This window comes from Mesorhizobium sp. WSM4844 (genome assembly GCF_055811775.1).
In genome coordinates this window covers 101,745-124,965 of record NZ_JBVVQB010000017.1, presented here as the reverse complement: position 1 = coordinate 124,965, position 23,221 = coordinate 101,745, and the positions used below count along the sequence as shown (strand labels likewise).

The 23,221-nt window shown below is 62.4% G+C and carries 21 protein-coding genes; 20 read left to right on the top strand and 1 reads right to left on the bottom strand.

What is annotated here, in order from left to right; genetic code table 11:
• The 20 genes from AC0L2A_RS16265 to AC0L2A_RS16170 all read left to right on the top strand — a co-directional run.
• Positions 1-923: alpha-E domain-containing protein (locus tag AC0L2A_RS16265; RefSeq protein ID WP_473609611.1), on the top strand; the 923-nt coding region annotated here is incomplete at its 5' end.
• A gap of 21 nt (positions 924-944) precedes the next feature.
• Positions 945-1,829, top strand: coding sequence for a transglutaminase family protein (locus AC0L2A_RS16260; RefSeq protein ID WP_091594789.1), 885 nt, complete (start codon positions 945-947; stop codon positions 1,827-1,829).
• Positions 1,830-1,990: 161 nt separating this feature from the next.
• The gene (locus tag AC0L2A_RS16255) at positions 1,991-3,097 is read left to right on the top strand and encodes a DNA topoisomerase IB (RefSeq protein WP_473609610.1); all 1,107 of its coding nucleotides are present in this window, start codon (positions 1,991-1,993) and stop codon (positions 3,095-3,097) included.
• Positions 3,098-3,248: 151 nt separating this feature from the next.
• Positions 3,249-3,584, top strand: coding sequence for a hypothetical protein (locus AC0L2A_RS16250; protein ID WP_473609608.1), 336 nt, complete (start codon positions 3,249-3,251; stop codon positions 3,582-3,584).
• A 1-nt stretch (position 3,585) separates the two neighbouring features.
• On the top strand, positions 3,586-4,158 hold the full coding sequence (locus AC0L2A_RS16245) for a type II toxin-antitoxin system VapC family toxin (protein ID WP_473609607.1): 573 nt from the start codon (positions 3,586-3,588) through the stop codon (positions 4,156-4,158).
• A gap of 153 nt (positions 4,159-4,311) precedes the next feature.
• The gene (locus AC0L2A_RS16240; RefSeq protein WP_027153193.1) at positions 4,312-4,686 is read left to right on the top strand and encodes a YciI family protein; all 375 of its coding nucleotides are present in this window, start codon (positions 4,312-4,314) and stop codon (positions 4,684-4,686) included.
• On the top strand, positions 4,683-5,954 hold the full coding sequence (locus AC0L2A_RS16235; protein ID WP_473516568.1) for an RNA polymerase sigma factor: 1,272 nt from the start codon (positions 4,683-4,685) through the stop codon (positions 5,952-5,954). Before AC0L2A_RS16240 ends, AC0L2A_RS16235 begins: the two co-directional genes overlap by 4 nt.
• A 232-nt stretch (positions 5,955-6,186) precedes the next feature.
• The gene (gene amaB, locus AC0L2A_RS16230; protein ID WP_473609605.1) at positions 6,187-7,698 is read left to right on the top strand and encodes an L-piperidine-6-carboxylate dehydrogenase; all 1,512 of its coding nucleotides are present in this window, start codon (positions 6,187-6,189) and stop codon (positions 7,696-7,698) included.
• Between the two features lie 349 nt (positions 7,699-8,047).
• Complete coding sequence (locus AC0L2A_RS16225; RefSeq protein WP_473609604.1) at positions 8,048-9,583, top strand: FGGY-family carbohydrate kinase; 1,536 nt, start codon at positions 8,048-8,050, stop codon at positions 9,581-9,583.
• Entirely contained in the window at positions 9,580-10,356 is a 777-nt protein-coding gene (locus AC0L2A_RS16220) for a DeoR/GlpR family DNA-binding transcription regulator (RefSeq protein WP_091594774.1), read from the top strand. The genes AC0L2A_RS16225 and AC0L2A_RS16220 overlap by 4 nt, the downstream gene beginning before the upstream one ends.
• The gene (locus AC0L2A_RS16215) at positions 10,353-12,101 is read left to right on the top strand and encodes a glycerol-3-phosphate dehydrogenase/oxidase (RefSeq protein ID WP_473609603.1); all 1,749 of its coding nucleotides are present in this window, start codon (positions 10,353-10,355) and stop codon (positions 12,099-12,101) included. Before AC0L2A_RS16220 ends, AC0L2A_RS16215 begins: the two co-directional genes overlap by 4 nt.
• A 517-nt stretch (positions 12,102-12,618) precedes the next feature.
• A complete protein-coding gene (locus AC0L2A_RS16210) occupies positions 12,619-13,269 on the top strand; it encodes a DUF2291 family protein (protein WP_473609601.1) in 651 nt (216 codons plus the stop codon).
• Positions 13,266-14,807 carry a sugar ABC transporter ATP-binding protein gene (locus tag AC0L2A_RS16205; protein WP_473609600.1) on the top strand — a complete coding sequence of 514 codons (1,542 nt, stop codon included), beginning with the start codon at positions 13,266-13,268 and terminating at the stop codon, positions 14,805-14,807. Before AC0L2A_RS16210 ends, AC0L2A_RS16205 begins: the two co-directional genes overlap by 4 nt.
• An 88-nt stretch (positions 14,808-14,895) precedes the next feature.
• Positions 14,896-15,969 carry an ABC transporter permease gene (locus AC0L2A_RS16200; RefSeq protein ID WP_473609624.1) on the top strand — a complete coding sequence of 358 codons (1,074 nt, stop codon included), beginning with the start codon at positions 14,896-14,898 and terminating at the stop codon, positions 15,967-15,969.
• Positions 15,970-16,001: 32 nt separating this feature from the next.
• Positions 16,002-16,961: a substrate-binding domain-containing protein gene (locus AC0L2A_RS16195; RefSeq protein ID WP_473609599.1), complete on the top strand. Its 960-nt coding sequence runs from the start codon at positions 16,002-16,004 to the stop codon at positions 16,959-16,961.
• 584 nt (positions 16,962-17,545) lie between these two features.
• Positions 17,546-18,625, top strand: coding sequence for an AI-2E family transporter (locus AC0L2A_RS16190; protein WP_473609622.1), 1,080 nt, complete (start codon positions 17,546-17,548; stop codon positions 18,623-18,625).
• Between the two features lie 175 nt (positions 18,626-18,800).
• Entirely contained in the window at positions 18,801-19,577 is a 777-nt protein-coding gene (locus AC0L2A_RS16185) for a sulfite exporter TauE/SafE family protein (RefSeq protein WP_023798004.1), read from the top strand.
• A gap of 102 nt (positions 19,578-19,679) precedes the next feature.
• Positions 19,680-20,189 carry a superoxide dismutase family protein gene (locus tag AC0L2A_RS16180; RefSeq protein ID WP_027153182.1) on the top strand — a complete coding sequence of 170 codons (510 nt, stop codon included), beginning with the start codon at positions 19,680-19,682 and terminating at the stop codon, positions 20,187-20,189.
• Positions 20,190-20,371: 182 nt separating this feature from the next.
• Complete coding sequence (locus AC0L2A_RS16175) at positions 20,372-21,379, top strand: ATP-binding cassette domain-containing protein (protein ID WP_473516572.1); 1,008 nt, start codon at positions 20,372-20,374, stop codon at positions 21,377-21,379.
• A complete protein-coding gene (locus AC0L2A_RS16170; protein ID WP_473516573.1) occupies positions 21,376-22,182 on the top strand; it encodes an ABC transporter permease in 807 nt (268 codons plus the stop codon). Before AC0L2A_RS16175 ends, AC0L2A_RS16170 begins: the two co-directional genes overlap by 4 nt.
• A 23-nt stretch (positions 22,183-22,205) precedes the next feature.
• On the opposite strand, the gene AC0L2A_RS16165 is transcribed toward AC0L2A_RS16170, so the two are convergent.
• Positions 22,206-23,165, bottom strand: a complete 960-nt coding sequence (locus AC0L2A_RS16165) for a DMT family transporter (protein WP_473516574.1) — start codon at positions 23,163-23,165, stop codon at positions 22,206-22,208.
• Positions 23,166-23,221 lie beyond the last annotated feature (56 nt).

Sequence of the window (23,221 nt, the reverse complement as noted above, 5' to 3'; positions counted from 1 at the left end):
AAGCTGTCGTGCTCCTGGGGCAGCAGCGTCTCGCGCTCCACCGGCCTGTCGCTGACCACCCATACATCCGCAGCCTGCCCAGCCGCGCTGCGGAAAACCTGACATGGCTCGGCCGCTATATCGAGCGATCGGAAGGCACGGTGCGCATCCTGCGCGCCTATCACGTGCGGCTGGCCGAGGCCTCCGACCCGGACATGCCGCTGCTTGCCGATATCAGAGACCATCTCGAACCGTTCGGCATCGACGTCGCGGCGGCGATCCCGCCGGGGCTGATCGGCACGCTGGACAGCGCCGTCTACAGCGCCGGACAGATCCGCGACCGCTTCTCGCCCGACGGCTGGCTGGCGCTGAAGGATCTGTCGAAGACCATCCATCAATTCGCGACAACGGTGGCGCCGGGCGATGATGCGACGCGGGCGATGACGGTCATCCTGCGCAAGCTCGCCGGGTTTTCCGGCCTGCTGCATGAGAACATGTATCGCTTCACCGGCTGGCGCTTCCTGGAGATCGGCCGGCGGTTGGAACGCGGCATCCAGATCGCCCGCACGCTGGCCCGGCTGACCGGGGCTGCGGCGCCCGAAGGCGCGCTCGACATGATGCTGGAGATCGGCGACAGCGTGATGACCCACCGGCGGCAGTATCCGGTGCAGGCCGGCAGGCGCACGGTGATCGACCTCCTGGTGCTCGATCCGCTCAACCCGCGCTCCATCCTGTTCCAGCTCGAGCGGCTGAAGGCCGAGATCGCGCTGTTGCCTGCTGTCGGTGGCGAGGGGCATATGTCGCCGGCGGCGAAAGAGATACTGCAGCTCAACACGGCAATCGCCATCAAGGAGCCCTCGGACATGACGGCCAAGGCCCTGGACGATCTCGCCACCGAGATCGGCGGCCTCTACAACAGCCTCGCCAAGGCCTATTTCGGCTAAGGACGGGACCCGGAGGCTGGCATGCTCTACGACATCAGACTCAATCTGCGTTACGACTATGATGCTGCAGCCGGCGGCGGCCGCCATCAGGTGCGCGTGCTGCCGCCGACGATATCGGGCGTGCAGCGGGTGATCGCCGCTTCGCTGTCCTTCGCGCCGGCGCCGAGCGAACGCTCCGACTTTTCCGATTTCTTCGGCAACAATGTCACGTCGATCGCCTTTCGCGATGCCCATGATGCGCTCGACATCAGGATGAGCGCGCGCGTCGCCGTCTCGCGGCCGGAACCCGGGCTTGACGTATCGCCCGACATTCGCCGGCTGCGGAGCCAACTCGAAGCGGTGCGGTCGCTGTCGCCTGATACACCGCATCACTTTCTGGCCGCCAGCGACCATGTCGGCATTGACGCTGATATCACGGGGTATGCGCGGAGCAGTGCCGGCAGTTCTGTCGTCGGTACCGCCATGGACCTGTGCAACCGCATTCACCGTGATTTCACCTACGATGGCGAGGCGACCACGGTGCAGACCCGGGCGAGCGATGCTTTCAGCCTGAAGCGGGGCGTCTGCCAGGATTTTTCGCACATCATGATCGCCGGCCTGCGCGGCCTCGGTATCCCCGCCGGCTATGTCAGCGGCTTCCTGCGCACCATTCCGCCGCCCGGAAAACCGCGATTGGAAGGGGCCGACGCCATGCATGCCTGGGTCAAGGTGTGGTGCGGGCGCGACACCGGATGGCAGGAATTCGATCCGACCAACGGCATGCGGGCAAGCAATGACCACATCACCGTCGGCCACGGCCGCGACTATTCGGATGTAGCGCCGATCGTCGGCGTCCTGAAGACGACGGGCGGACAGGTCGGCGAGCAGGCTGTCGACGTCATTCCGGTCGTGCTGGAAAAGGCATGACGGCAAGCGAGGCCGCAATCGATCTTGAACATCAGAAGGCTGCTTCTCAAACGCGCATGCGGTGAGCCCGGCATCTTTGTGGCAGCCATGTTCGTCGAAGCAATGGCGGAACCAGCGGGCCGATCCGTTGCTTATCTACGGGAAAATTCCGTGGAGAGGACATGCTGGACAAATCCGGATCGTCGAATGGCCGGTCGGCTGCCAAGGAGGGTGCACCAAAAAACGGGGCGCCGAAGAATGGCGGAGAGGCCTCGGCCGATCGAGCCTCGCTCACCTATGTCACCGATACCGAGCCCGGTATCCGCCGTTTCAGGACCGGCAGGGGATTTTCCTACAAAGGACCTGACGGGCAGGGCGTCGACGAGAACACCATGGCCCGCATCAAGGCGCTCGCCATCCCGCCGGCGTGGGCGGATGTGTGGATTTCGCCCGTTGCTGACGGTCACATCCAGGCGACGGGCCGAGACCAGCGTGGACGCAAGCAATATCGCTATCATCCGCAATGGGCCGAGGAGCGCGACGGCGTCAAATATTCGAGCCTGGTTGCCTTTGCAGAGAGCCTGCCTGAACTGCGACGCCAGATCGACGCCGATCTGCGCCGTCACGGCCTGCCGCTGGAACGCGTTGTCGCCGCTGTGGTCTGGCTGCTCGACAACACGATGATCCGCGTCGGCAATGCCGCCTACGCTCGCGACAACAACAGCTTTGGGCTGACCACACTGCGCGACCGCCATGTCGACATCAACGGCTCGAGCCTGCGTTTCGCTTTCAAGGGCAAGTCCGGCAAGGAGTGGAAGCTGAAGCTCGTCGATCGCCGGATCGCCAGGATTGTGCGCGGGGCGCAGGATCTGCCGGGCCAGAAGCTGTTCCAGTATCTCGACGAGGACGGAAGCAGGCGACCGATCCGCTCCGACGACGTCAACCGCTATATCAGGGAGACGGCGGGGGCGGATTTCAGCTCGAAGCATTTCCGAACCTGGGGCGGCACCATCCATGCTGCGTCGCTGTTTGCGCAAACCGAACGACCCGAAAGCCAGGCACAACAGAAGCGGGTGATGAACGGCGTCATCGACAAGGTGGCCGAGCGGCTGGGCAACACGCGCGCCATCTGCCGCAGCTGTTATATCCACCCACAGGTTTTCGAAGCCTGGTCCGAAGGTCGGCTGCTCGGCGAAATGGCGGATGCGAACAAGCGGAAGCGATCGATAGCCGGCCTTGACGACGAGGAAGCCGTCGTTCTGAGATGGCTGAAGGCGCAGGAAAGTTGAACCGAACAGAGCGGCCTTCATTGCGGTATTCGGCAGCAAAAACCACCACCACGCGCCTGGACCTGTTCCGGTAGCGGGCATTGAAAAAATCACACGTCCTGCTATGTTGTCTAAAATCGACTTTTGTTAAACAGAAACCTGAGGCACCCTGATGGCGAAGACAGCTGTGCGTCGCGGCCTCTCCGTGGGCAAGCGGACGAAAACGCTTCCCAAAGGTGCTGCGAAAATGCAGATGCGTCGCCTAGCCAGGATTAATGCCGTCCTGCAGAGGGCGGAAGAATCCGGCCTGCGCGCTGAGAAGAACGGCAGGATTGCGGGACGGGTGAGTGCTGACCTGATCAAGAAGGCTAAGGCTCGAACCGGATTGACGTCTGATACCGAGCTGGTCGAATTTGCGTTGGCAAATGTAGCCTTGGAAGACAATTTCGCCGAGACCTTCAGGAAAACACGGGGAACGGTGGATCCGACGCTGAAGCTCGGATTCTGAATTGGCCGATTTCGACTTCGGTGCGGCCGTCAGATGGTCGCGATTTGACCCCCAGATAACTTTAAGCCGCCGGCCCGACAAGGAGTTGCCGATCATCGGTAACCTTGTCGAGGCGGGACAGGAATTGCTGCTGGATACCTGTGTTTACCTCGACGGTTTGCAAGGCCGAGCGCCAGAAGCAGTTGCCGACCTCCTCGACATCAGGCAGGTCAATCATTCCACCGTAGCCATCCAGGAACTAATGCACACGGTTGGCGTCCTTAAGCCGAAGCACCCGGGCACCGCCGAAGCGATCAAGCAGATCGGGACAATGATCAAGGATATGCCGCCCCATCGGGTTTTTGCACCAGATCCCGATGTCCTGGGCCGAGCCGCACTCCTCTCAGGAATGCTGTGTCGCCTGCAAGGCTACAAGAATGATTCCAGGCTGCGGGCGCTTCAGGATTGCGTGCTGTTCCTGCAGGCCCAGAAATTGGGATGTACTGTTCTAACGGGCAACATCAGCGACTTCGATTATTTGCTGCAGCTGATCCCGACGGGCCGGGTCTTGATGTATCGGCCAATCCAAATGTAGCTGCAATGCGCCCCAGAAGGCCGGGCGCGTCCGGCGCCTGGCGGTTGCTGTCGGATGATGCTTCATTGTGCTCGCAGGACGTAATTTTTTTATCGACGTTGTGTCGGGATCGGTCCTACTGTTTCGTCCTTTGACAGAGAAAAGGACGCACCTATGCTCTACGCAATCCTCTGCTATGCCTCCGAAGACGTCGTCTGCTCGTGGAGCAAGGAACAGGACGATGCCGTCATGGAAAAACTCCTGGGCGTGCAGGAAAAATACGCTCGGGCCGGCCGGCTTGGCCCGGTGGCGCGGCTGCTGCCGACGACCGCTGCGACAACGCTGAGAAAGGTCAAGGGCGAATCGGTCGTCATCGATGGCCCGTTTGCCGAGACCAAGGAACAGTTCCTCGGCTTCTACACGCTCGAATGCGCCGATCTCGACGAGGCCGTCGACTTTGCGCGCGAGCTTTCCGAGGTCAACCCGAGCGGCGGCTCCTACGAGATACGGCCGGTTTCGCTCTTCAATCCCGCCAAGGTTTCAGCATGACCGACCTTACCTGGATCAGCACAGCGATCAGCACCGCCCGCCCACAGGCGATGGGCGCGCTGCTGCGCTACTTCCGCGATCTCGACGCGGCGGAGGAAGCTTTCCAGGACGCTTGCCTGCGAGCTCTGAAGAACTGGCCGACAAATGGCCCGCCGCGCGATCCGGCGGCCTGGCTGATCTTCGTTGGCCGCAACAGCGGCATCGACGCGGTGCGCAAGCGTGCCAAGCAGGCGCCGCTGCCGGAAGAGCACCAGATCTCCGATCTGGAAGATGCCGAAACCGATATCGCCGAACGGCTGGACGGCGCGCACTACCGCGACGACATATTGCGGCTGCTGTTCATCTGCTGTCATCCCGACCTGCCGGCGACGCAGCAGATCGCCGTGGCGTTGCGCATCGTTTCAGGCTTGAGCGTCAAGCAGATCGCCCGCGCCTTTCTCGTCGGCGAAAGCGCCATGGAGCAGCGCATCACACGTGCCAAGGCGCGCATCGCCGATGCCGGCGTGCCGTTCGAGACGCCCGGTGCGGTCGAGCGCTCCGAGCGGCTCGCCGCGGTCGCCGCCATGGTCTACCTGATCTTCAACGAAGGCTATTCGACCAACAGCGGCGAGGCGCCGGCGCGCGCGCCGCTCTGCGAGGAGGCGATCCGGCTGGCCCGGCTGCTGCTCAGGCTGTTCCAGACCGAGCCGGAGATCATGGGCCTGACGGCGCTCTTGCTGCTTCAGCATGCGCGTGCGCCGGCGCGTTTCGACGACAACGGCGAAATCGTGCTGCTCGAAGACCAGGACCGCAGCCTGTGGAGCCGCAAGATGATCGACGAGGGGCTGGCGCTGGTCGACAAGGCGCTGCGCCACCACAAGCCCGGTCCCTACCAGGTGCAAGCGGCGATCGCCGCCCTGCATGCGCGCGCGGAAAGGCCCGAGGACACGGACTGGAACGAGATCGAGCTGCTCTACAGCCTGCTCGAGCAGATGCAGCCGTCGCCGGTGGTGACGCTCAATCGCGCCGTCGCGGTCGCCAAGGTGCGCGGGCCGGAAGCCGCACTTGCCATGATCGAGCCGTTGGAACAAAGGCTTTCCGGCTATTTCCACTTCTTCGGCCTTAGGGGTGGCCTGCTGATGCAACTCGGTCGTGGTGAGGAGGCGCGCATCGCCTTCGACCGCGCCATTGCGCTTGCCAATACGGCCGCCGAGGCCGCCCATATCCGCATGCACATCGACCGCCTGATGAAGGAAGGCGCCGTGCGGGGTGCGCAGGCAGCGCGCTGAGACGACTCGCTGGTTCAACGGTCTGCCTTTGGCTTAGACCATGCCGGGGTGGCGATTTTTCCCTGAAACGAGTAATGCCACGCCATGACAGCGCCTGATGTGCCGATCGGCGCAGGGACGGCATGGCGCAAGGGTGCATGTCCCAAAACGGCTGCGCACTTTGGGGTCAGGCCCGAGGGCATGCTTTTGGGCGACATGCATAATTGAGCGACGGGTCTGAAAGGGAAAGAAAATGACGATTGCGAAGGAAACAGCCGGGCTGCTGGCGAAACTGGGCGTTGCCGAGGCTGCGCTTTCAGGCGGCGATCTCATCGTGCGCAGCCCGGTGACGGGTGAGCAGATCGCCGCGCTGAAGACGATCTCACCGGCCGATGCGGCAGAGACCATCGACAGGGCGCATAAAGCCTTCCAGGCATGGCGGCTGGTGCCGGCACCGAAGCGCGGCGAGCTGGTGCGGCTGCTAGGCGAGGAACTGCGCGCGCACAAGGCAGAGCTTGGCCGGCTGGTGTCGATCGAGGTCGGCAAGATCCCGTCCGAAGGGCTCGGCGAAGTGCAGGAGATGATTGACATCTGCGATTTCGCCGTCGGTCTGTCGCGGCAATTGTACGGCCTGACCATCGCCACCGAGCGCCCGGGTCATCGCATGATGGAAACCTGGCACCCGCTGGGCGTCGTCGGCGTGATTTCGGCCTTCAACTTCCCGGTCGCGGTGTGGTCGTGGAACGCCGCGCTGGCGCTGGTCTGCGGCGACGCGGTGGTGTGGAAGCCATCGGAAAAGACACCGCTGACGGCGCTCGCCTGCGAGGCGATCTTCGAGCGTGCGGCAGAACGTTTCGGCGATGCTCCGGAAGGCTTGATTTCGGTGCTGATCGGCGATCGCGCCGTCGGCGAAATTCTGGTCGATCATCCTGATGTGCCGCTGGTCTCGGCCACCGGCTCGACCCGCATGGGCAGGGATGTCGGTCCACGGCTGGCGAAGCGCTTTGCCCGCGCCGTGCTGGAGCTCGGCGGCAACAATGCCGGCATCGTCTGCCCGACGGCCGATCTCGACATGGCCTTGCGCGCCATCGCCTTCGGCGCCATGGGCACCGCCGGCCAGCGCTGCACGACGCTCAGGCGCCTGTTCGTGCATGAGAGCGTCTACGACCAACTCGTTCCGCGCCTGAAAAAGGCCTATGAAAGCGTCTCTGTCGGCAATCCGCTGGAGACATCAGCGCTGGTCGGACCGTTGATCGACAAGGCAGCCTTCGACAGCATGCAGAACGCGTTGAAGGAAGCCGCCGCTCAAGGCGGCAAGGTCACCGGCGGCGTGCAGGTCGAGAACGGCCTTCCCGACGCTTATTACGTTCGTCCGGCGCTGGTCGAGATGCCCAAGCAGGTCTCGCCGGTGACGGAAGAGACCTTCGCGCCGATCCTCTACGTGATGAAATACTCGGACTTCGACGCCGTGCTCGACGAGCACAATGCGGTCGGAGCGGGGCTGTCGTCGTCGATCTTCACCCGCGACCTGCAGGAATCCGAGCGCTTCCTCGGCGTCGACGGGTCCGACTGCGGCATCGCCAACGTCAACATAGGCACGTCGGGGGCCGAGATCGGCGGCGCCTTCGGCGGCGAGAAGGAGACCGGCGGCGGTCGCGAGTCGGGCTCCGATGCCTGGAAGGCTTACATGCGGCGGGCCACCAACACGGTGAACTATTCCAAGGCGCTGCCACTGGCCCAAGGCGTGTCCTTCGACATCGACTAGGCTGGTGAGACCCTTGTCGTGGCGGCTACGCCAATAGCTGCCACGATTTATCTCGCTCGCCGTTCAGCGGCTTCCGGGAGATCCAAATCAGTCTGCGAAAGCCGCATCGATGATGGCGAGCTCGGGACTTGAGCGCTCGTAAGGCCCTTGGCCGCCGCAGGATTGCGTCCAAAAATCACACATGTTGACGTTAATTTAACACCATTGTATGGTCGATTCCGTTGGTTCGGATTTCCCATCGGTGTTCGGCGGTTGCTTCGCCGGGCAGCTTTCCCCGCCGTCGTCAAGCGCAAAGCACCAGACTCCTATTCGCAACGCGTATCGGCAAGCGATGAGCTGAGAGGTAGCCATGTCCAGCCTGCTTGGGATCGACAACGGCCTGACGGTGACGAAGGCAGTGATCTTCGACGCCGACGGTTCGCAACTGTCGGTGGCGCGCCGGCGGGTGCCGCAATCGATGCCGCACGCGCGCTGGGTCGAACGCGACATGGCCGGTCTCTGGCAAGCGACCGCCGAGGCGATCCGGGAGGCCATTGCCTTGAGCGGCCGGCCGGCCAGCGACATCAAGGCAGTGGCGGCGACCGCGCATGGTGATGGTCTGTACCTGCTCGACAACGATCGCCGGCCGCTAGGCCCCGGCATATTGTCGCTGGACAGCCGGTCGGGCGAAATCGTCGACAGATGGTCGCGAAGTTCGGTCTTCGCCGAAGCGCTCGCCCTGACCGGCCAAGTGCCGCACGCTTCCTCACCGTCGTCGCTGCTGGTTTGGTTGCGGGAGCACGACCCGGAACGCTTCAGCCGGATAGGGCACGTATTCGCCTGCAAGGACTGGCTGCGGTTTTGCCTGACCGGCACCATCGGCACTGACCTCACGGAGGCAAGCACCTCGTTCACCAATATGCGTACGCAAAGCTATGTGCCGGAGGCGATGCGCATCTTCGGTCTTGAGGCGTTGTTTGAAGCCTTGCCGCCGATGGCGCATTCGGCCGACATCGTCGGCTACGTCACCGCCGATGCAGCGGCGATGAGCGGGCTTGCGAAAGGCACGCCGGTCGCTTGCGGCCTGCATGATGTCACGGCATCGGCGCTTGGCATCGGCGGCCACGAGGAGGGCGTGGTCAGCATCGTCGCCGGCACCTATTCGATCAACGAAATCGTCTCCACCGAGCCGCGCGTCGACCCGCGCTGGTTCTGCCGCAACGCTATCGACTTGGGGCGTTGGAACAACATGTCGATCTCGCCGGCCTCGACGGCGAATTACGACTGGTTCCTCGACACGCTCTGCCGCCCGGAACAGGATGAAGCAAAAAGGACCGGCGGCTCGATCCACGAGATGCTGGCGGCAGAGATCGACGTTGCGCTTGGCAGGCCTTCGACCATCTTGTTCCATCCCTATTTGTTCGGCTCGCCTTACGGCAATGCCGCCAGCGCCAGCTTTCTCGGCCTGCATGGCTGGCATGATCGCGGCGACATGCTGAAGGCAGTGCTGGAAGGCATCGTCTTCAACCACCGCACTCACGTCGAAGCACTGCGCGACGGCTTTGCCGTTCGTGAGGTGCGGCTCACCGGCGGCGGTTCGCGCAATCCGGCCTTCGCGCAGATGTTCGCCGACGTACTCAACGTACCGGTCATCGTCACGTCGACCGACGAGGCGGCTGCCTTCGGCGCAGCCCTTTGTGCCGGCGCCGCGGTTGGCCTGTTTGCCACGCCGCAACAGGGCGCGCGCGCCGTCAGCGAGACGAGCCATGAATATCTGCCCGACGCGGCGCGCAATGCGGCTTTCGAGGATCGTTTTTCTCTCTATTGCCGCATTGCCGAATCGCTCAAGCCGCAATGGCCGGAGATCGAAAGGCTGGCGCGGCAAAGCATTGAGGGGGCTGCATGATCAAGGCCGACGAACGGCGCGAGGAAATCGCCGACTATGTGATCAAATTCGGCCAGGTGCGCATCGACGACCTGGTCGAGCATTTCGGCGTGTCGCGGATGACCATCCACCGCCATATCGACCAACTGGCGCACCAGGGCGTGCTGCGCAAGCTGCACGGCGCGGTGACGGTGCAGCCTTCCGGCCTTTATGAAAGCGCTTTCCGCTATCGGGTGACGGTCGGCAGGGCCGAAAAGGATGCGCTGGCGCATGCGGCGCTGGATTATATCGAGGCCGGCCAGGCCGTCATGCTGGACGATTCGACGACGGCGAACGCGATCGCGCCACTGCTGCCCGACATCAAGCCACTGACCGTCATCACCAACAGCGTCGCGACTGCAGCACTGCTGACCAATGTCGACGATATCGACTTCATCTGCCTAGGCGGTCAGTATCACCGCACTTACAATGCCTATATCGGCATCGTCTGCGAGAATGCCGTGGCGCAATTGCGCGCCAATCTTCTGATTTGCTCGGCTTCGGCGATCTCAGGCACCACGGCCTTCATCCAGGACCAGCATGTGGTCCGGGTCAAGCAAGCGATGGTTGCTGCCTCGACCAGGCGCATTCTTGTCGTCGACCATTCCAAGTTCGACAAGGTCGCCCTGCATGTCTTTGACGATCTGACCCGTTTCGACGCGGTGCTGACGACCGACGGCGTAAGCGATGCGCAGGCGCAAAAGCTCGAACAGGCCGGCGTAAAGCTGCGCATCGTCAAGATGACTAAGCCATGAGCCCTTCCGACGACGCAGGCGCATCCGACCCCGGCTCAGCCGACCCGATCGGGCGCCTCGCCTTTATGAACAGGACGGGCGACATCGACGTCGTCATTCTTGGCGCCGGCATCAATGGGGCTGGCCTGTTCCGGGATCTGTGCGCGCAAGGCGTCAGTTGCCTGATCGTCGACAAGGACGATTTTGGCTCAGGCACAAGTGCTGCGCCGTCGCGGCTGATCCATGGCGGCCTGAAATATCTCGAAACGGGCGAGTTCGGGCTGGTGGCACAGTCAACGCTGGAGCGCAACCTGCTGTTGAAGAACGCGCCGCACTATGTCAGCCCGCTGCCGACAATCATCCCGATCTTCTCCTGGAGCAAGGGCATTTGGGCGGCGTTGCGCACGCTGCTGGGCTCGACCAGCGCGCCGCGCAGCCGCGGCGCCGTCCTCATCAAGATCGGCCTGACGATCTACGATTTTTATGGGTCGCAGCATCGTGTCATGCCGCGCCACCGACTGGTCGGGCGACGGCGGGCGCTGAGCGATATACCGGCGCTGACCAAGTCGATCGTCGCCACCGGCATCTATTACGACGCCAAGATCAGCCATCCCGAAAGGCTGGTGCTCGAACTGATCACCGACGGGCTGGCAGCAAATGCCCTCGCCGCGGCGGCCAACTACACGACGTTGGTTTCGTCGTCCAATGGCGTGCTGACTTTTCAGTCAAAAGGCGGGGGCCAGTCCGAGAACGGCGCTGTATTTTCGGTACGGCCGAAACTGGTCGTCAACGCCGCCGGCCCGTGGATCGACGATGTCAACGCCTCGCTGGGCGCGCCGTCGAAAATGATCGGCGGCACCAAGGGTTCGCATATCCTTTTGAAGCATGACGAACTGGTACGAAGCCTGGCAGGCCGCATGCTCTACTTCGAAGCCGACGACGGCCGCATCTGCCTTGTCTACGACTATCTCGGTCTGGCGCTTGTCGGCTCGACCGACATCCAGGCCGACAACCCGGACACAGTATGCTGCGAGCCGCAGGAGATCGACTATCTGCTCGAGAGCGTGCGTGCGCTGATGCCGGGCATGAGCTTTGGACGCGACCAGATCGTCTATGCCTATAGCGGCATCAGACCGTTGCCTGCATCCGACGCCTCTGTCCCCGGCTTGATCAGCAGGGATCATTCGGCACCGCTCATCGAGCCGGAAGGTTCGCGTCCGTTTCCGATTATCTCGCTGGTCGGCGGCAAATGGACGACGTTCCGCGGCTTTGCCGAGGAGGTTGCCGACACGGTACTCGACCGGCTGGGACGCGGCCGCAAGGTCACCACGCGATCGATGCCGATCGGCGGCGGCAAGGGGTTTCCAACCGAGCCTGCGGCGCGAGCCGCCTGGCTGGCCGATGCCAGATCGGCTTCGGGCGCCGACGAACGCCGTCTCGACCAGCTTCTGTCGCGCTACGGCACCAAAGCGTTGCCAATCGCCCGCCACCAAAGTTCAGGAGACAATGAAAATCGCCTGCCGGGGGCAAGCGACTACGGCACATCCGAAATCGACTACATCGTTCGTAATGAATTCGTCGAGCATCTGGCTGATATCGTCATGCGGCGCACGACCCTGGCCATTGGCGGTTCCCTGACCATGAGCGATTTGAAGCAGATCGCCGCCATTGCCGGCCGTGCACGTAACTGGGACCCGCAGCGAATGTCCGACGAACTCGATGCCGCTGTCGCGCAGCTCAGCGACAGGAATCTGATGCGATTGTGATGGCGCCCTGATTTGGGACGAACACCGCGCGGGTATGTGCTGTTTTCAAAAAATACCACACGAAAACAGCCTACTAAGCTTGGTTGACAGGTGGCCATTCTCCGGCACTGCCGGAGAATGGGCAAAATATCACATGTCTTGACGTGAATTTAACACTAACGTATGGTCTATTTTATGCCTGAGGCCTGACTGTTCCGAAAGGCTTCGGCTCGTGAGGAATTTCTTGCTTACGGCGGTTGGGCTGACGACCAGCGCATGCAATCGCGGTCACACGATCGTGCAGCCGAATACCGGCAGGGTTCTCGGCCGCAATCAACTGATACGCGGTTAAAGTTCTTCTCGATAACGCCGGCTGCACGCTGATCCTGGTGAAGGCGGATTGACAACGTCATGAACGCGTGAAAAATTTTTCAACTGAAGATAATAATATCATCTTGGGAGGAGATGGAATGAAAGCCAGCAACGCCGCCAGTCGTGACCGTGACCTGATCGGCGTCATGCCGCAGGTCGTTGCGCCATGAGTTCGCAGCCCGCCGCCACGATCAATCGGCGGGTCGGCGTTCGTTGGATTGTTGCCGCGGCCGCAATCTTGATTTTGCTCGGCGCAATGGTTCTCGACACCAAGGTCGTCATAATTGGTTCGGCGGAGGACGCGCGAAAGGCTGCGTTTTCCCCGGAAGAATACGGCAAGTCCGAGTTTCCGAAGGTTCAATCCGCGGTGGAGCAGCGCGCGGTTAACGCCGCTACCCTCGCGTCGGCCATTGCCAAGGACAAGGCGGCGGCGGAGAAGGAGTACGGTGTGCCGGCCAATGTCGGTACGGAATTCTCAGTCAAATTCACCGGCGTCGTCGGTGAGGGAAAGTCCGGCATCTACGCCGTCAAAGTCGACGATGTTCCCAGCACCTTGGTCATTCGCGTGCAGACCGGGCCGGCGATCAACGGAACCGACCTGCGCGATGCCACGGGCACGATCACCTTCGGGCAATTCACCAATCAGATCGAGTATCAGAACGCCGGATCGGCCTTGAACAACGAGATGAAGAAGCAGGTGTTGTCGGCCATCGACAATACCAAGCTCACCGGAAAGGCGATTTCGGTGATCGGCGTCTTCAAATTGATCAATCCCAAGGGCTGGCTCGTCACACCCGTAAAGCTGAGCGTTCAATGAATGCGGCGCCTCAATTCGAGCCGGCGGCCGGCGACACCGTGCTCGCGGCGCGCAACATAGTAAAATCCTATGGCGGAACGCATGCCCTCAAGGGGGTCAATTTCGACATCCGCCGTGGCGAGGTCACCACGCTGTTCGGAGAGAATGGCGCAGGCAAGTCGACGCTGATGAAGATCCTTTCCGGTGTCGAGACGCCGACGTCCGGAAGTATCGAGCTCGATGGCCGTCCTGTCGTCTTCTCCTCGACCGTCGACGCGCGGGACCGCGGCATCTCGATAATCCATCAGGAGTTGAGTCTCGCGCCCAATCTGAGTGTGCGCGACAATATTTTCATGGGCCGTGAGTTGCGGGGCGCGACCGGCCTCGACTTCGCGGAAGAGGCTCGTCAGACGCGGATGCTGATGGCCGATCTCGAGGAAGACATCGATCCGCTGACCCTGGTGCAGGATCTGCGCCTGGGGCAGCAGCAGATCGTCGAAATCGCCCGCGCGCTCTCCGTCGATTCACGCATCCTGATCATGGACGAGCCTACTTCCGCATTGAGCGCGACCGAGGTGGAGGTGCTGTTCAAGGTAATCCGGGATCTAACCGCCCGCGGCGTCTCGATCGTGTACATTTCTCATCACCTCGAGGAGGCGCTGCAGATCACCGACCATGCCGTGGTGCTGCGAGACGGAACGATCACGGCGACGGCCAATGCGAAGGACATCGATCTCGAATGGATCGTCCGCAACATGGTGGGCGAGAACTTCGACCTGGGATCGCCACCCACCGGTTATGCATTCGGCGATGTTGCCCTGTCGATCGATGATGTGAGCATCGCCGATGCTTCGGGTTCGGACCGCCTGGTCGTCGACCGGCTGTCGCTCGATGTCCGCGCGGGCGAGATCGTCTGCATTTACGGGCTGATGGGCGCCGGGCGCACGGAATTGCTGGAGTGCGTCGCCGGACGACTGCCGATGACGGGCGGCCGGGTCTTGCTGGAGGGCAAGGACGTCTCCCGCCTCAGCATCGCCGAGCGCATATCAAGGGGGCTTGTGCTGGTGCCTGAGGACCGCCAACGCGACGGCCTGGTTCAGACGATGACCGTGGGGGCAAATCTGTCGCTCGCCAGCATTGGCGCCTTCGTCAAGGGGATGCTGCTTTCGCAATCGCGGGAGCGGTCGCTGATCGACGGAACCATTCGCGATGTGCGCGTCAAGACGGCGGGCGCAGGCGCGCCCATCGGATCGCTGTCCGGCGGCAATCAGCAGAAGGTCGTCATCGGCAAGATGCTGACCACCGACCCCAAGGTCATGCTGCTGGACGAGCCCAGTCGCGGGATCGATGTCGGCGCCAAGGCGGAGGTGTTCCGGCTGCTCGGCGAGCGGGCTGCGCAGGGGCTCGCGGTCGTGTTCTCGACCTCGGAAGTCGCCGAGTGCCTTGGTATCGCGCACCGGATCATCGTCATGCGCCGAGGCAGGATTTCGGCTCAGTTCGGCGCCGACGTCTCGAAAGAGCAGATCATGGCAGCCTCGGGCGAGGCCGTGCTTGTCTGATCAGAAGAATACAGGAGCCCAGACCGTGACCAACGCCAGTCAGAATAGTAGCCGCTCCGGCTCGAGGACATCGAGCGGTGGCTTCAGCCTGGCCAAGCTGTTGCTGGAGGGCCGGGCATTCCTCGCGCTGATGGTGATCATCCTCGTCTTCTCGATGCTGTCGCCCTATTACTTCTCGCTGGGCAATTTCCTCACCATGGCGTCGCATGTCGCCATCTTCGGCATCCTAGCGGTCGGCATGCTGCTGGTCATCCTCAATGGCGGCATCGACCTGTCGGTCGGATCGACGCTTGGGCTGTCGGGCGTAATCGCCGGATTCCTGATGCAGGGCGTGCAGTTGCAAACGCTCGGCATCGTGCTGTTTCCCCCCGTCTGGGTGGTCGTGGTGCTGGTGTGCGTGCTCGGCGCACTGGTCGGTCTGGTCAACGGCGTCCTTATCGCCTGGTTGAAGGTGCCGGCCTTCGTTGCCACGCTGGGCATGCTCTATGTGGTGCGCGGCGCCGCGCTGCTGATGACAAACGGCCTCACATATAATGATCTCGGCGGCAAGCCGGAGCTGGGCAATACCGGCTTCGATTGGCTGGGCTTCAACCGCCTGTTCGGTATTCCCATCGGGGTGCTGGTCATGGTGGTCATCGCGATCATCGGCAGCATCATCCTCAATCGCACGGCCTTCGGCCGGTGGCTCTATGCCTCCGGTGGCAACGAGCGCGCCGCGGAACTGTCCGGCGTGCCGGTGAAAAAAGTCCAGGTGTCGGTGTATATGCTGTCCGGCATCTGCGCCTCGGTAGCCGGCCTCATCCTGTCCTCGGAACTGACCTCGGCAGGACCGACCGCCGGCAACTCCTACGAACTGACCGCCATTGCAGCCGTCGTCATCGGCGGCGCCGCACTCACCGGTGGTCGAGGCAATATCCGCGGCACGCTGGTCGGGGCCTTCGTCATCGGCTTCCTCTCCGATGGCCTGGTGATCATCGGCGTGTCCGCCTACTGGCAAACAGTGTTCACCGGCGCTGTCATCGTGTTGGCGGTGCTGCTCAACGCCATTCAGTATCGCCGTCGCGTCAAGCTCCCGGGCTCGACCGGCGGCCCTTCGACTTCTCCGCAACAAGCCGGCAAGGCCCGAACGGCCGATCCCGCTCACGAGAAGATTGCCGGTTGACCGGTACCATCGCTAACCAAGGAGGAAATTTCATGTATGGCAAGGCAAGAATTCTAATGCTCACGGCCTTTGCACTGGCCGCTCCGGTCCTCGCAGGGTCGGTAAGCGCAGCGTCGGCCGAAGGTCTCATTTCGATCATCGTCATTGACCCCGCCAACCCGTACTGGCTCACCGAAGGCAATGTGGCCAAGGCCGAGGCCGAAAAACTCGGCTACACCGCGACTGTCGGCGCATCGAAAGCCGACACGAACACGGAAAGCAGACTGATCGACACCGCGATCACCAACAAATCCGTGGCGATCATCCTCGATCCTGCCGACGCCAGCGGATCCATCGGCGCCGTCAAGAAGGCGATTGCCGCTAACATTCCGGTCTTCCTCGTCAACGCCGAGATAAACCAGGAAGGCCTGGCCAAAGCGCAGCTCGTTTCCAACAACGCACAGGGCGCCGCTCTGGGGGCACAGCAATGGGTGACTAATATCGGCGAGAAAGGCAACTACGTCGAACTCTTGGGCGCCCCGTCCGACAACAACGCCGCCACGCGGTCAAACGGATACGAGACCGTGATCAGCCAGTATCCGGACCTTAAAAAGGTCGGCTCGGAAGTCGCCAACTGGGACCGTACCCAGGGCCACGACAAGATGCAGAGCCTGCTGCAGGCCCATCCCGATATCATCGGCGTGACGAGCGGTAATGACGAGATGGCGCTCGGCGCGATCGCCGCGCTGAAAGAAGCCGGAAAGCTGTCGAGCATCAAGGTCGGCGGCTTCGATGGCTCTCCGGACGCCGTCGCCGCGATCAAGGCGGGCGACTTGCAGTACACCGTGCTCCAGCCGGTGGCCGTCTACTCGGCGAAGGCCGTGCAACAGGCCGACTCGTTCATAAAGACCGGTAAAACCGGCGCGCCGACCGAGAAGCAGCTGTTTGACTGCCTTCTCATCACCAAGGACAACATCGACAAATACACGGCTCCCTTCACGCTCTCGGAGTAAAAACGAAGGAGGAGTGTCCCGCGGGACACTCCTCGTCTGATCCGAGGCGGCGACCTTTTTGATCGGGCGACGCACCGCTCACATGTATGACGCTAAAACTGAAACACGGGCCGGTGACGATTGAATCCGCCCGGGTGGCTCTATGGAGCGGCTGATGTGGCCCACCCCATGTCGTTGAAACGTCATCCGTGCCGACCCATATGAGCATTGCGTCGGATGTTTTCCTCCCATTGCGTCCGGCGCGTTCCCCTCTGGAGGTTTTGAACCTTCACGCTTGGCCGGACTTTTACAGTCCGGCCTTTTTCTTTTTGGCCCCGTGAAGCTGCGCTGCCGCGAGCGAACTGCAAAACCGCGCGTAGGTGGAGCATCCACGCCCGGCAGGACGTGGTGTTGGCAGCGTGGATGGGCGCCCAACCGGCCAGCCAACAACCGAGAAATGGCCATTCTCGCCACACTCGACAGCGGCTTGGCAGTACGGGTGCGGCGACGGAAGCTGCCATTATGTCAGAAAATCCACTAGTCTCGCCTGGTTTGCGAGACGGCGAGAGATGCCCGACCTGAAACAGATGCCCGATATGAAGCAAATGAGATTGCTCGGCATCGTCACCGCGACGGCGATCGGCCTGTATGTCTGTTATCTCCTGGCATTGCCTTTTTTGCCCGCATTGACCTGGGCGGTGGTGTTGGCAATCATCCTGTATCCGGCTCATCGACAGGTCGAGGAAAGGCTCAGGAACAAGAACCTGGCTGCACTGATGTCTGTCAGCATCGCGGCGGTGGCGGTCGGCCTGCCGCTTATCTTCGTGGCACAGCAGCTTGTTCGCGAGGCGGTAAACGGCGCCACCTACCTGGAGGAGGTCATCCGGGGCTGGAACACAGATGTCTTCGTGTCGGGCTATCCCAGGCTTTCGGCGGTTGCCCAGTGGATCGAGAACCAAATCGATCCGGCCGGCACGGTGGCCGCATTTGTTCAATGGCTGACGGCACAAAGCACATCGCTGTTGCGCGGCTCGATCAATCAGGCCGTGATGTTCGTGCTGACATTCTATCTGCTGTTCTATTTTCTGCGGGACCGTGAATCCGCCCTGCGCGGGATCGAGCGTCTTTCGCCCCTGCGTACCGCGGAGACGGCATACACGCTGTCCCGCCTTGCCGAGACTGTACATGCGATCCTGATAGGCACCGTGCTTGTCGCCGCTGTGCAGGGGACTCTGGGCGGCCTGATTTTCTGGTGGCTCGGCCTGCCCACTCCGGTGTTCTGGGGCCTGGCAATGGGATTTCTTGCCATCGTGCCGGTGCTCGGCGCATTCCTGATCTGGGTGCCGGCAGCGATCTATCTCGCGCTGGAGGGGGCTTGGGCGAGCGCGGCGATCCTGACCGTCTGGGGCGGCGTGGTTGTCGCCGGCATCGACAATCTGCTCTATCCGATACTTGTCGGGAACCGGCTGCGGCTCCACACGGTGGTGGCCTTTGTCGGTGCTGTCGGTGGCATCGTCCTCTTCGGAGCATCCGGTCTCGTCCTCGGCCCTGCAGTGATTGCGGTCACCGTCAGCCTCATTGACATCCTCAAGCAACGACTGAGCGACCGGCCCGAGGCGGAACTGACGCCAAAGCGCGACACAAAGCCATCACGTCAGTCGAGAGCCGCGCCTGGTCGTGAATAAGCATCGCCACGCGCCGGGTGCGGAGAAAGGCGCCGATCGGGTGGACAGTTTCCCGTTCGTCGTCCCATTATCGATGCCAGGCGTTTGGTGAGTTGTAAAAGCGTGAAGATTGCATGCGTTATCGGCAGCGGGTTCCTCTTTCGTCGAGTATATCAGCGCTTTGTTGGAGAGCCAAATGCAAGAATTCCTTCTTTTTGCGATCGTAGGGTTTTTAGCTCAGGCTGTGGACGGCGCTCTCGGCATGGCCTACGGCGTGATTTGCTCGACAACACTACTGGGGTTCGGCGTGTCTCCTGCACATGCTTCGGCTTCAGTTCACGCGGCCGAGCTGTTTACCACGGCGGCCTCGGGTTCGGCTCACCTCTATCACCGCAATATCGACTGGAAGCTTTTCTGGCGGCTGATGCCGTTTGGCGTGCTCGGCGGCGTTCTCGGCGCTTTTGTGCTCACCTCGTTTGAGGGGGCAATCATGAAGCCTTATGTGACCACATATCTTGCGCTCGTCGGAGGTTGGCTCCTGTTCCGTTCCTTCCGACGGATACCAAGCAAGCCGGTCCCTGCAGCCGCGGTGCCTCCGCTTGGGCTTGGTGGTGGATTTCTCGATGCGGCAGGGGGTGGCGGATGGGGACCCATCGTGACGACGGGCCTTCTCGGTTTTGGCGGGACGCCCCGCTACGTGATTGGCACGGTAAATGCCACCGAGTTCCTTACCACGCTGTCGGTGTCCCTGACCTTCCTGTTTGCGTTATTGACCGGCCATTGGGCGGAGGCAGGAGCACTGGCAGAAAATCTGATCGCCGTTGCCGGCTTGGTCCTTGGCGGGGTGATCGCAGCGCCGATGGCCGGATTGATGGTGAAGTCGATCGCAGAAAAGACGCTTCTCAGGCTCGTTGGCACTCTCATCATACTGCTTGCGGGCTGGCAAACCGCGCAACTCTTCGAATTGGTGTAACAGAGGCACATCGACCGTGCCGGAGACAAAAACTCAATTCCCAAATGGAACGAAGAGGCCCCTTTGTTGTTTGGATGCCTTGGACAACCGGAGGCCGAGTCGATGAGAAAATTGGTTGCAACAGCAGGGTTGGCGCTGGCGGTCGCGATGCCTGCAGCGGCTCAGGACGCCGCGACCGCGAAAGCCGAATTCGTCAACATGGCTGGCGAGAAGAATGGAACGGCCACGCTGACCGAGACGGCGCAGGGTGTGCTGATAGAGTTGCAGGTGACGGGACTGCCGGCGGGCGAATTGGTTGCGTTCCATGTTCATGAGACCGGAAAGTGCGATCATCAGACCGGCCATGACTCGGCCGGTGGACACTTCAATCCGACGAATGCCGAACATGGATATCTCGCCGGAAAAGGCCCGCACGCGGGCGATATGCCAAATCAGCGGGTCGGCGCCGACGGCGTTTTGCGTGCTCAGGTTTTCAACAGCATGGTCAAGCTGGATGGTGGGGAAACGGCGATACGAGGCAAGGCATTGATGATCCACGGTGGGCAGGACGACTACAAAAGCCAGCCTGCCGGCGATGCCGGAAAACGTCAGGCCTGTGCCGTGATCGAGTGAGAAAACCCCAGGGGCGTAGCCGACATATGATCTGACCGGCGCTACAGTTCGGCGGCCGGGCAGATGGTCGGAGCCTCTGGCATGAGGATAAGCCAGACGGTAAGCTCATGAGCCTGCAGAGGAACTGGCGACGCAGCCATTGCGCCGAGGTTGGCCTTCATTTGCGACTGCCGGATGATTGCATGAACGATACTTCTCCTATGGCTGTGCCCGCCACGGGCCTTGCCCAGTCAGCCATTTCCGCCCGCGGCCTGGTCAAAACCTTCGGCAAGCTGCGTGCCGTCGATGGTATCGACCTCGATGTGCCGCGCGGCATTATTTTCGCTATCCTGGGTCCGAACGGCGCCGGCAAGACAACGCTGATGCGGATGCTTGCGACGCTGTCGCGCCCCGACGCCGGCTCCGCGACCGTGATGGGGCACGATCTCGTGCAGGCCCCGCACGAGGTCCGTGCGGCAATCGCGATGACCGGGCAGTTCGCTTCGCTTGACGAGGACCTGACGGGCCGGGAGAACCTCGTCCTGCTCGCCCGACTCTGGGGTTTTCGCGGTCGTGCCGCGAAAGCCCGTGCGGACGACCTGCTCGCGGCTTTCGGCTTGTCCGAAGCGGCGACGAAGCAGGTGAGGGACTATTCGGGTGGCATGCGAAGGCGGCTCGACATAGCCGCCTCGCTGATCGTCACGCCGGGCGTGCTGTTCCTCGATGAGCCGACCACGGGCCTCGATCCGAACGCCCGCAAGGATGTCTGGGGCATGATCCGCGGCCTCGCCGAGGCCGGCGTCACCATCCTGCTCACCACGCAATATCTCGAAGAGGCCGATCAACTCGCGGCACGCATCGCCGTCATCGACCACGGCAGGAAGATTGCCGAGGGCACCAGCCGCGAATTGAAGGCGGCCACCGGCTCCGGGTTTCTCCATGTCGCGCTCGCCGATGTTGCGCGGCTGGACCAGGCGGCGTCGATCCTGGAACGCCGGCTGGAGCACCCTGTCCAACGCAGTGCCGAGGGCGCGGAACTCTCCGTCCTTGCCGGCACGGCGAAGGCCGCCAACGAGGCGCTCGCCGACCTGGTCGCTGCCGGCATCGAACTGTCGGATTTCTCCATGGGCCAACCCAGCCTTGAGGAGGTCTTCTTCGCGCTGACGGGCCAGCCGAGCCTGGGTGAAAGCCGGAAGGACGACAAGCCATGATCGACACGACATCCCTGCATCGGCTGCAAAGGGTCGCCCGACCGAGGTCCCCATCAGCCCTTTCCAACGCGCTGGTCTTCGGATGGCGCGCGGTGCTGAAATTCAAGCATGTGCCGGAGCAACTGTTCGACTTGGTGATGACTCCGATCATGTTCACGCTGCTGTTCACCTTCGTCTTCGGCGGTGCGCTCGCCGGTTCGCCTGGCGAATACCTGCAGTTCTTCCTGCCCGGCATCCTGGTTCAGACCGTGGTGTTCAACGCAGTCTATTCGGGCATGGGATTGTCGACCGACCTCGGCAAGGGCTTGTTTGACCGCTTCCGATCGCTGCCGATCTGGTCGCTCTCTCCGTTCGCCGGTCTGATGGTGGGCGACATCCTGCGCCATTTGATTGCCGCCTCGATCATCCTCACCATCGGGCTGATCCTCGGCTACCGGCCGGAGGCGGGCATCCTCGGCGTGCTTGCCGCCTTCGCCATGCTGATCGCCATCGGGTTCGGCATGGGCTGGGTATTCATCGTGCTCGGCCTGCTGATCCGAACGCCAACCACAGTGATGACGCTCGGCTTTACCTTCCTGTTTCCGCTCGTCTTCGCCTCAAACATCATGGTCGACCCCGGGACCATGCCGGACTGGCTGCGGGCCTTCGTCGAAGTCAATCCGGTGTCGCTGATGACGACGGCGCTGCGCGGGTTGATGGGTGGCGGGGCGACACTCAGTCAGGTCGTCCTCGCCCTGATCGCGCCGGTGGCGCTGACCGCGATCCTGGCGCCGACGACACTATGCCTGTATCTCAGAAGGTGAGAGGCGTAGCGGGAGAGGTATCCCTACGCGACATGGGCCGTGCGCTGCCTCGGCTTGATCGCGGTGGCGAGCAGCAGGCCGGCGACGATAAAGGCGGCGCCGGCGAGGTCGTAGTCGTGCAAGCTTTCGCCTAGGAAAAGATAAGCGAGCACGGCGACAAAGACAGTCTGCAGATAGAGCAGCATGCTGGCGCGCCCGGCGCCAAGCGTCTCGACGCTGCGGTTGTAGAGGTAATACATCAGCGCGCCGCCCGGGCCAGCGACATAGGCGAGTGCCAGAAGGCCGTTCGCATGCAGCGCCGAACGCTCGCCGGAAAACAGCTCCCAGAGATAGAGGGGCAGTGCGGCCAGCGCGCCGGCCCCCAGCAGCAGGACCACCGTCGGCAGCAGTTCGATGGCGAATTTGGCGCGACGCAGCAGCACGGTGTAGAGGCCCCAGCAAAACGCGCTGCCGACGATCCACAACTCTCCGGGATTGAACTGGAGCCGCATCAGCGCGGTCAGGTCGCCGCGCGCCACGATCACCACCATCCCGACCAGAGCGAGCAGCGCGCCAAGCGCCTTCCAGATGCCGAGGGGCTCGCCGAGCACGAAGCGGGCAAGCACCATGGTCATGATCGGCGACAGCGCCATGATGATGCCGGCGGTCGTCGCGTCGGTGTAATTGAGGCCCGTGTAGATCATGCCCTGACAGAGGGTCAGCCCGATGGCGCCGATGGCCAGCACCTCGATCGCCCGGGACTGGATCAGTGCGAGCATCGCCCCGTGATGATGATGGACGATAGGCAGCAGGATCGCGCAGGCGAGCGCCAGCCGCCAGAAGCAGAGCGCCCAAGGCGGCATCTCGGGGGCGACCCACTTGGCTGCGATGTAGACGCCGGCGGACAGGAGCCAGCAGAGCGTCGCGGTGGAATAGGCGAGTGGAAGCGATGCGTCGGCTGTCGTCTTGGCTACGCCAGGATCGGCTATCGGCAGCGATTGCATGCCCGTCTCCTCCCACAGCCGATCTTAGCAAAATTGCTGCGTCTTGCCGAGCAGCA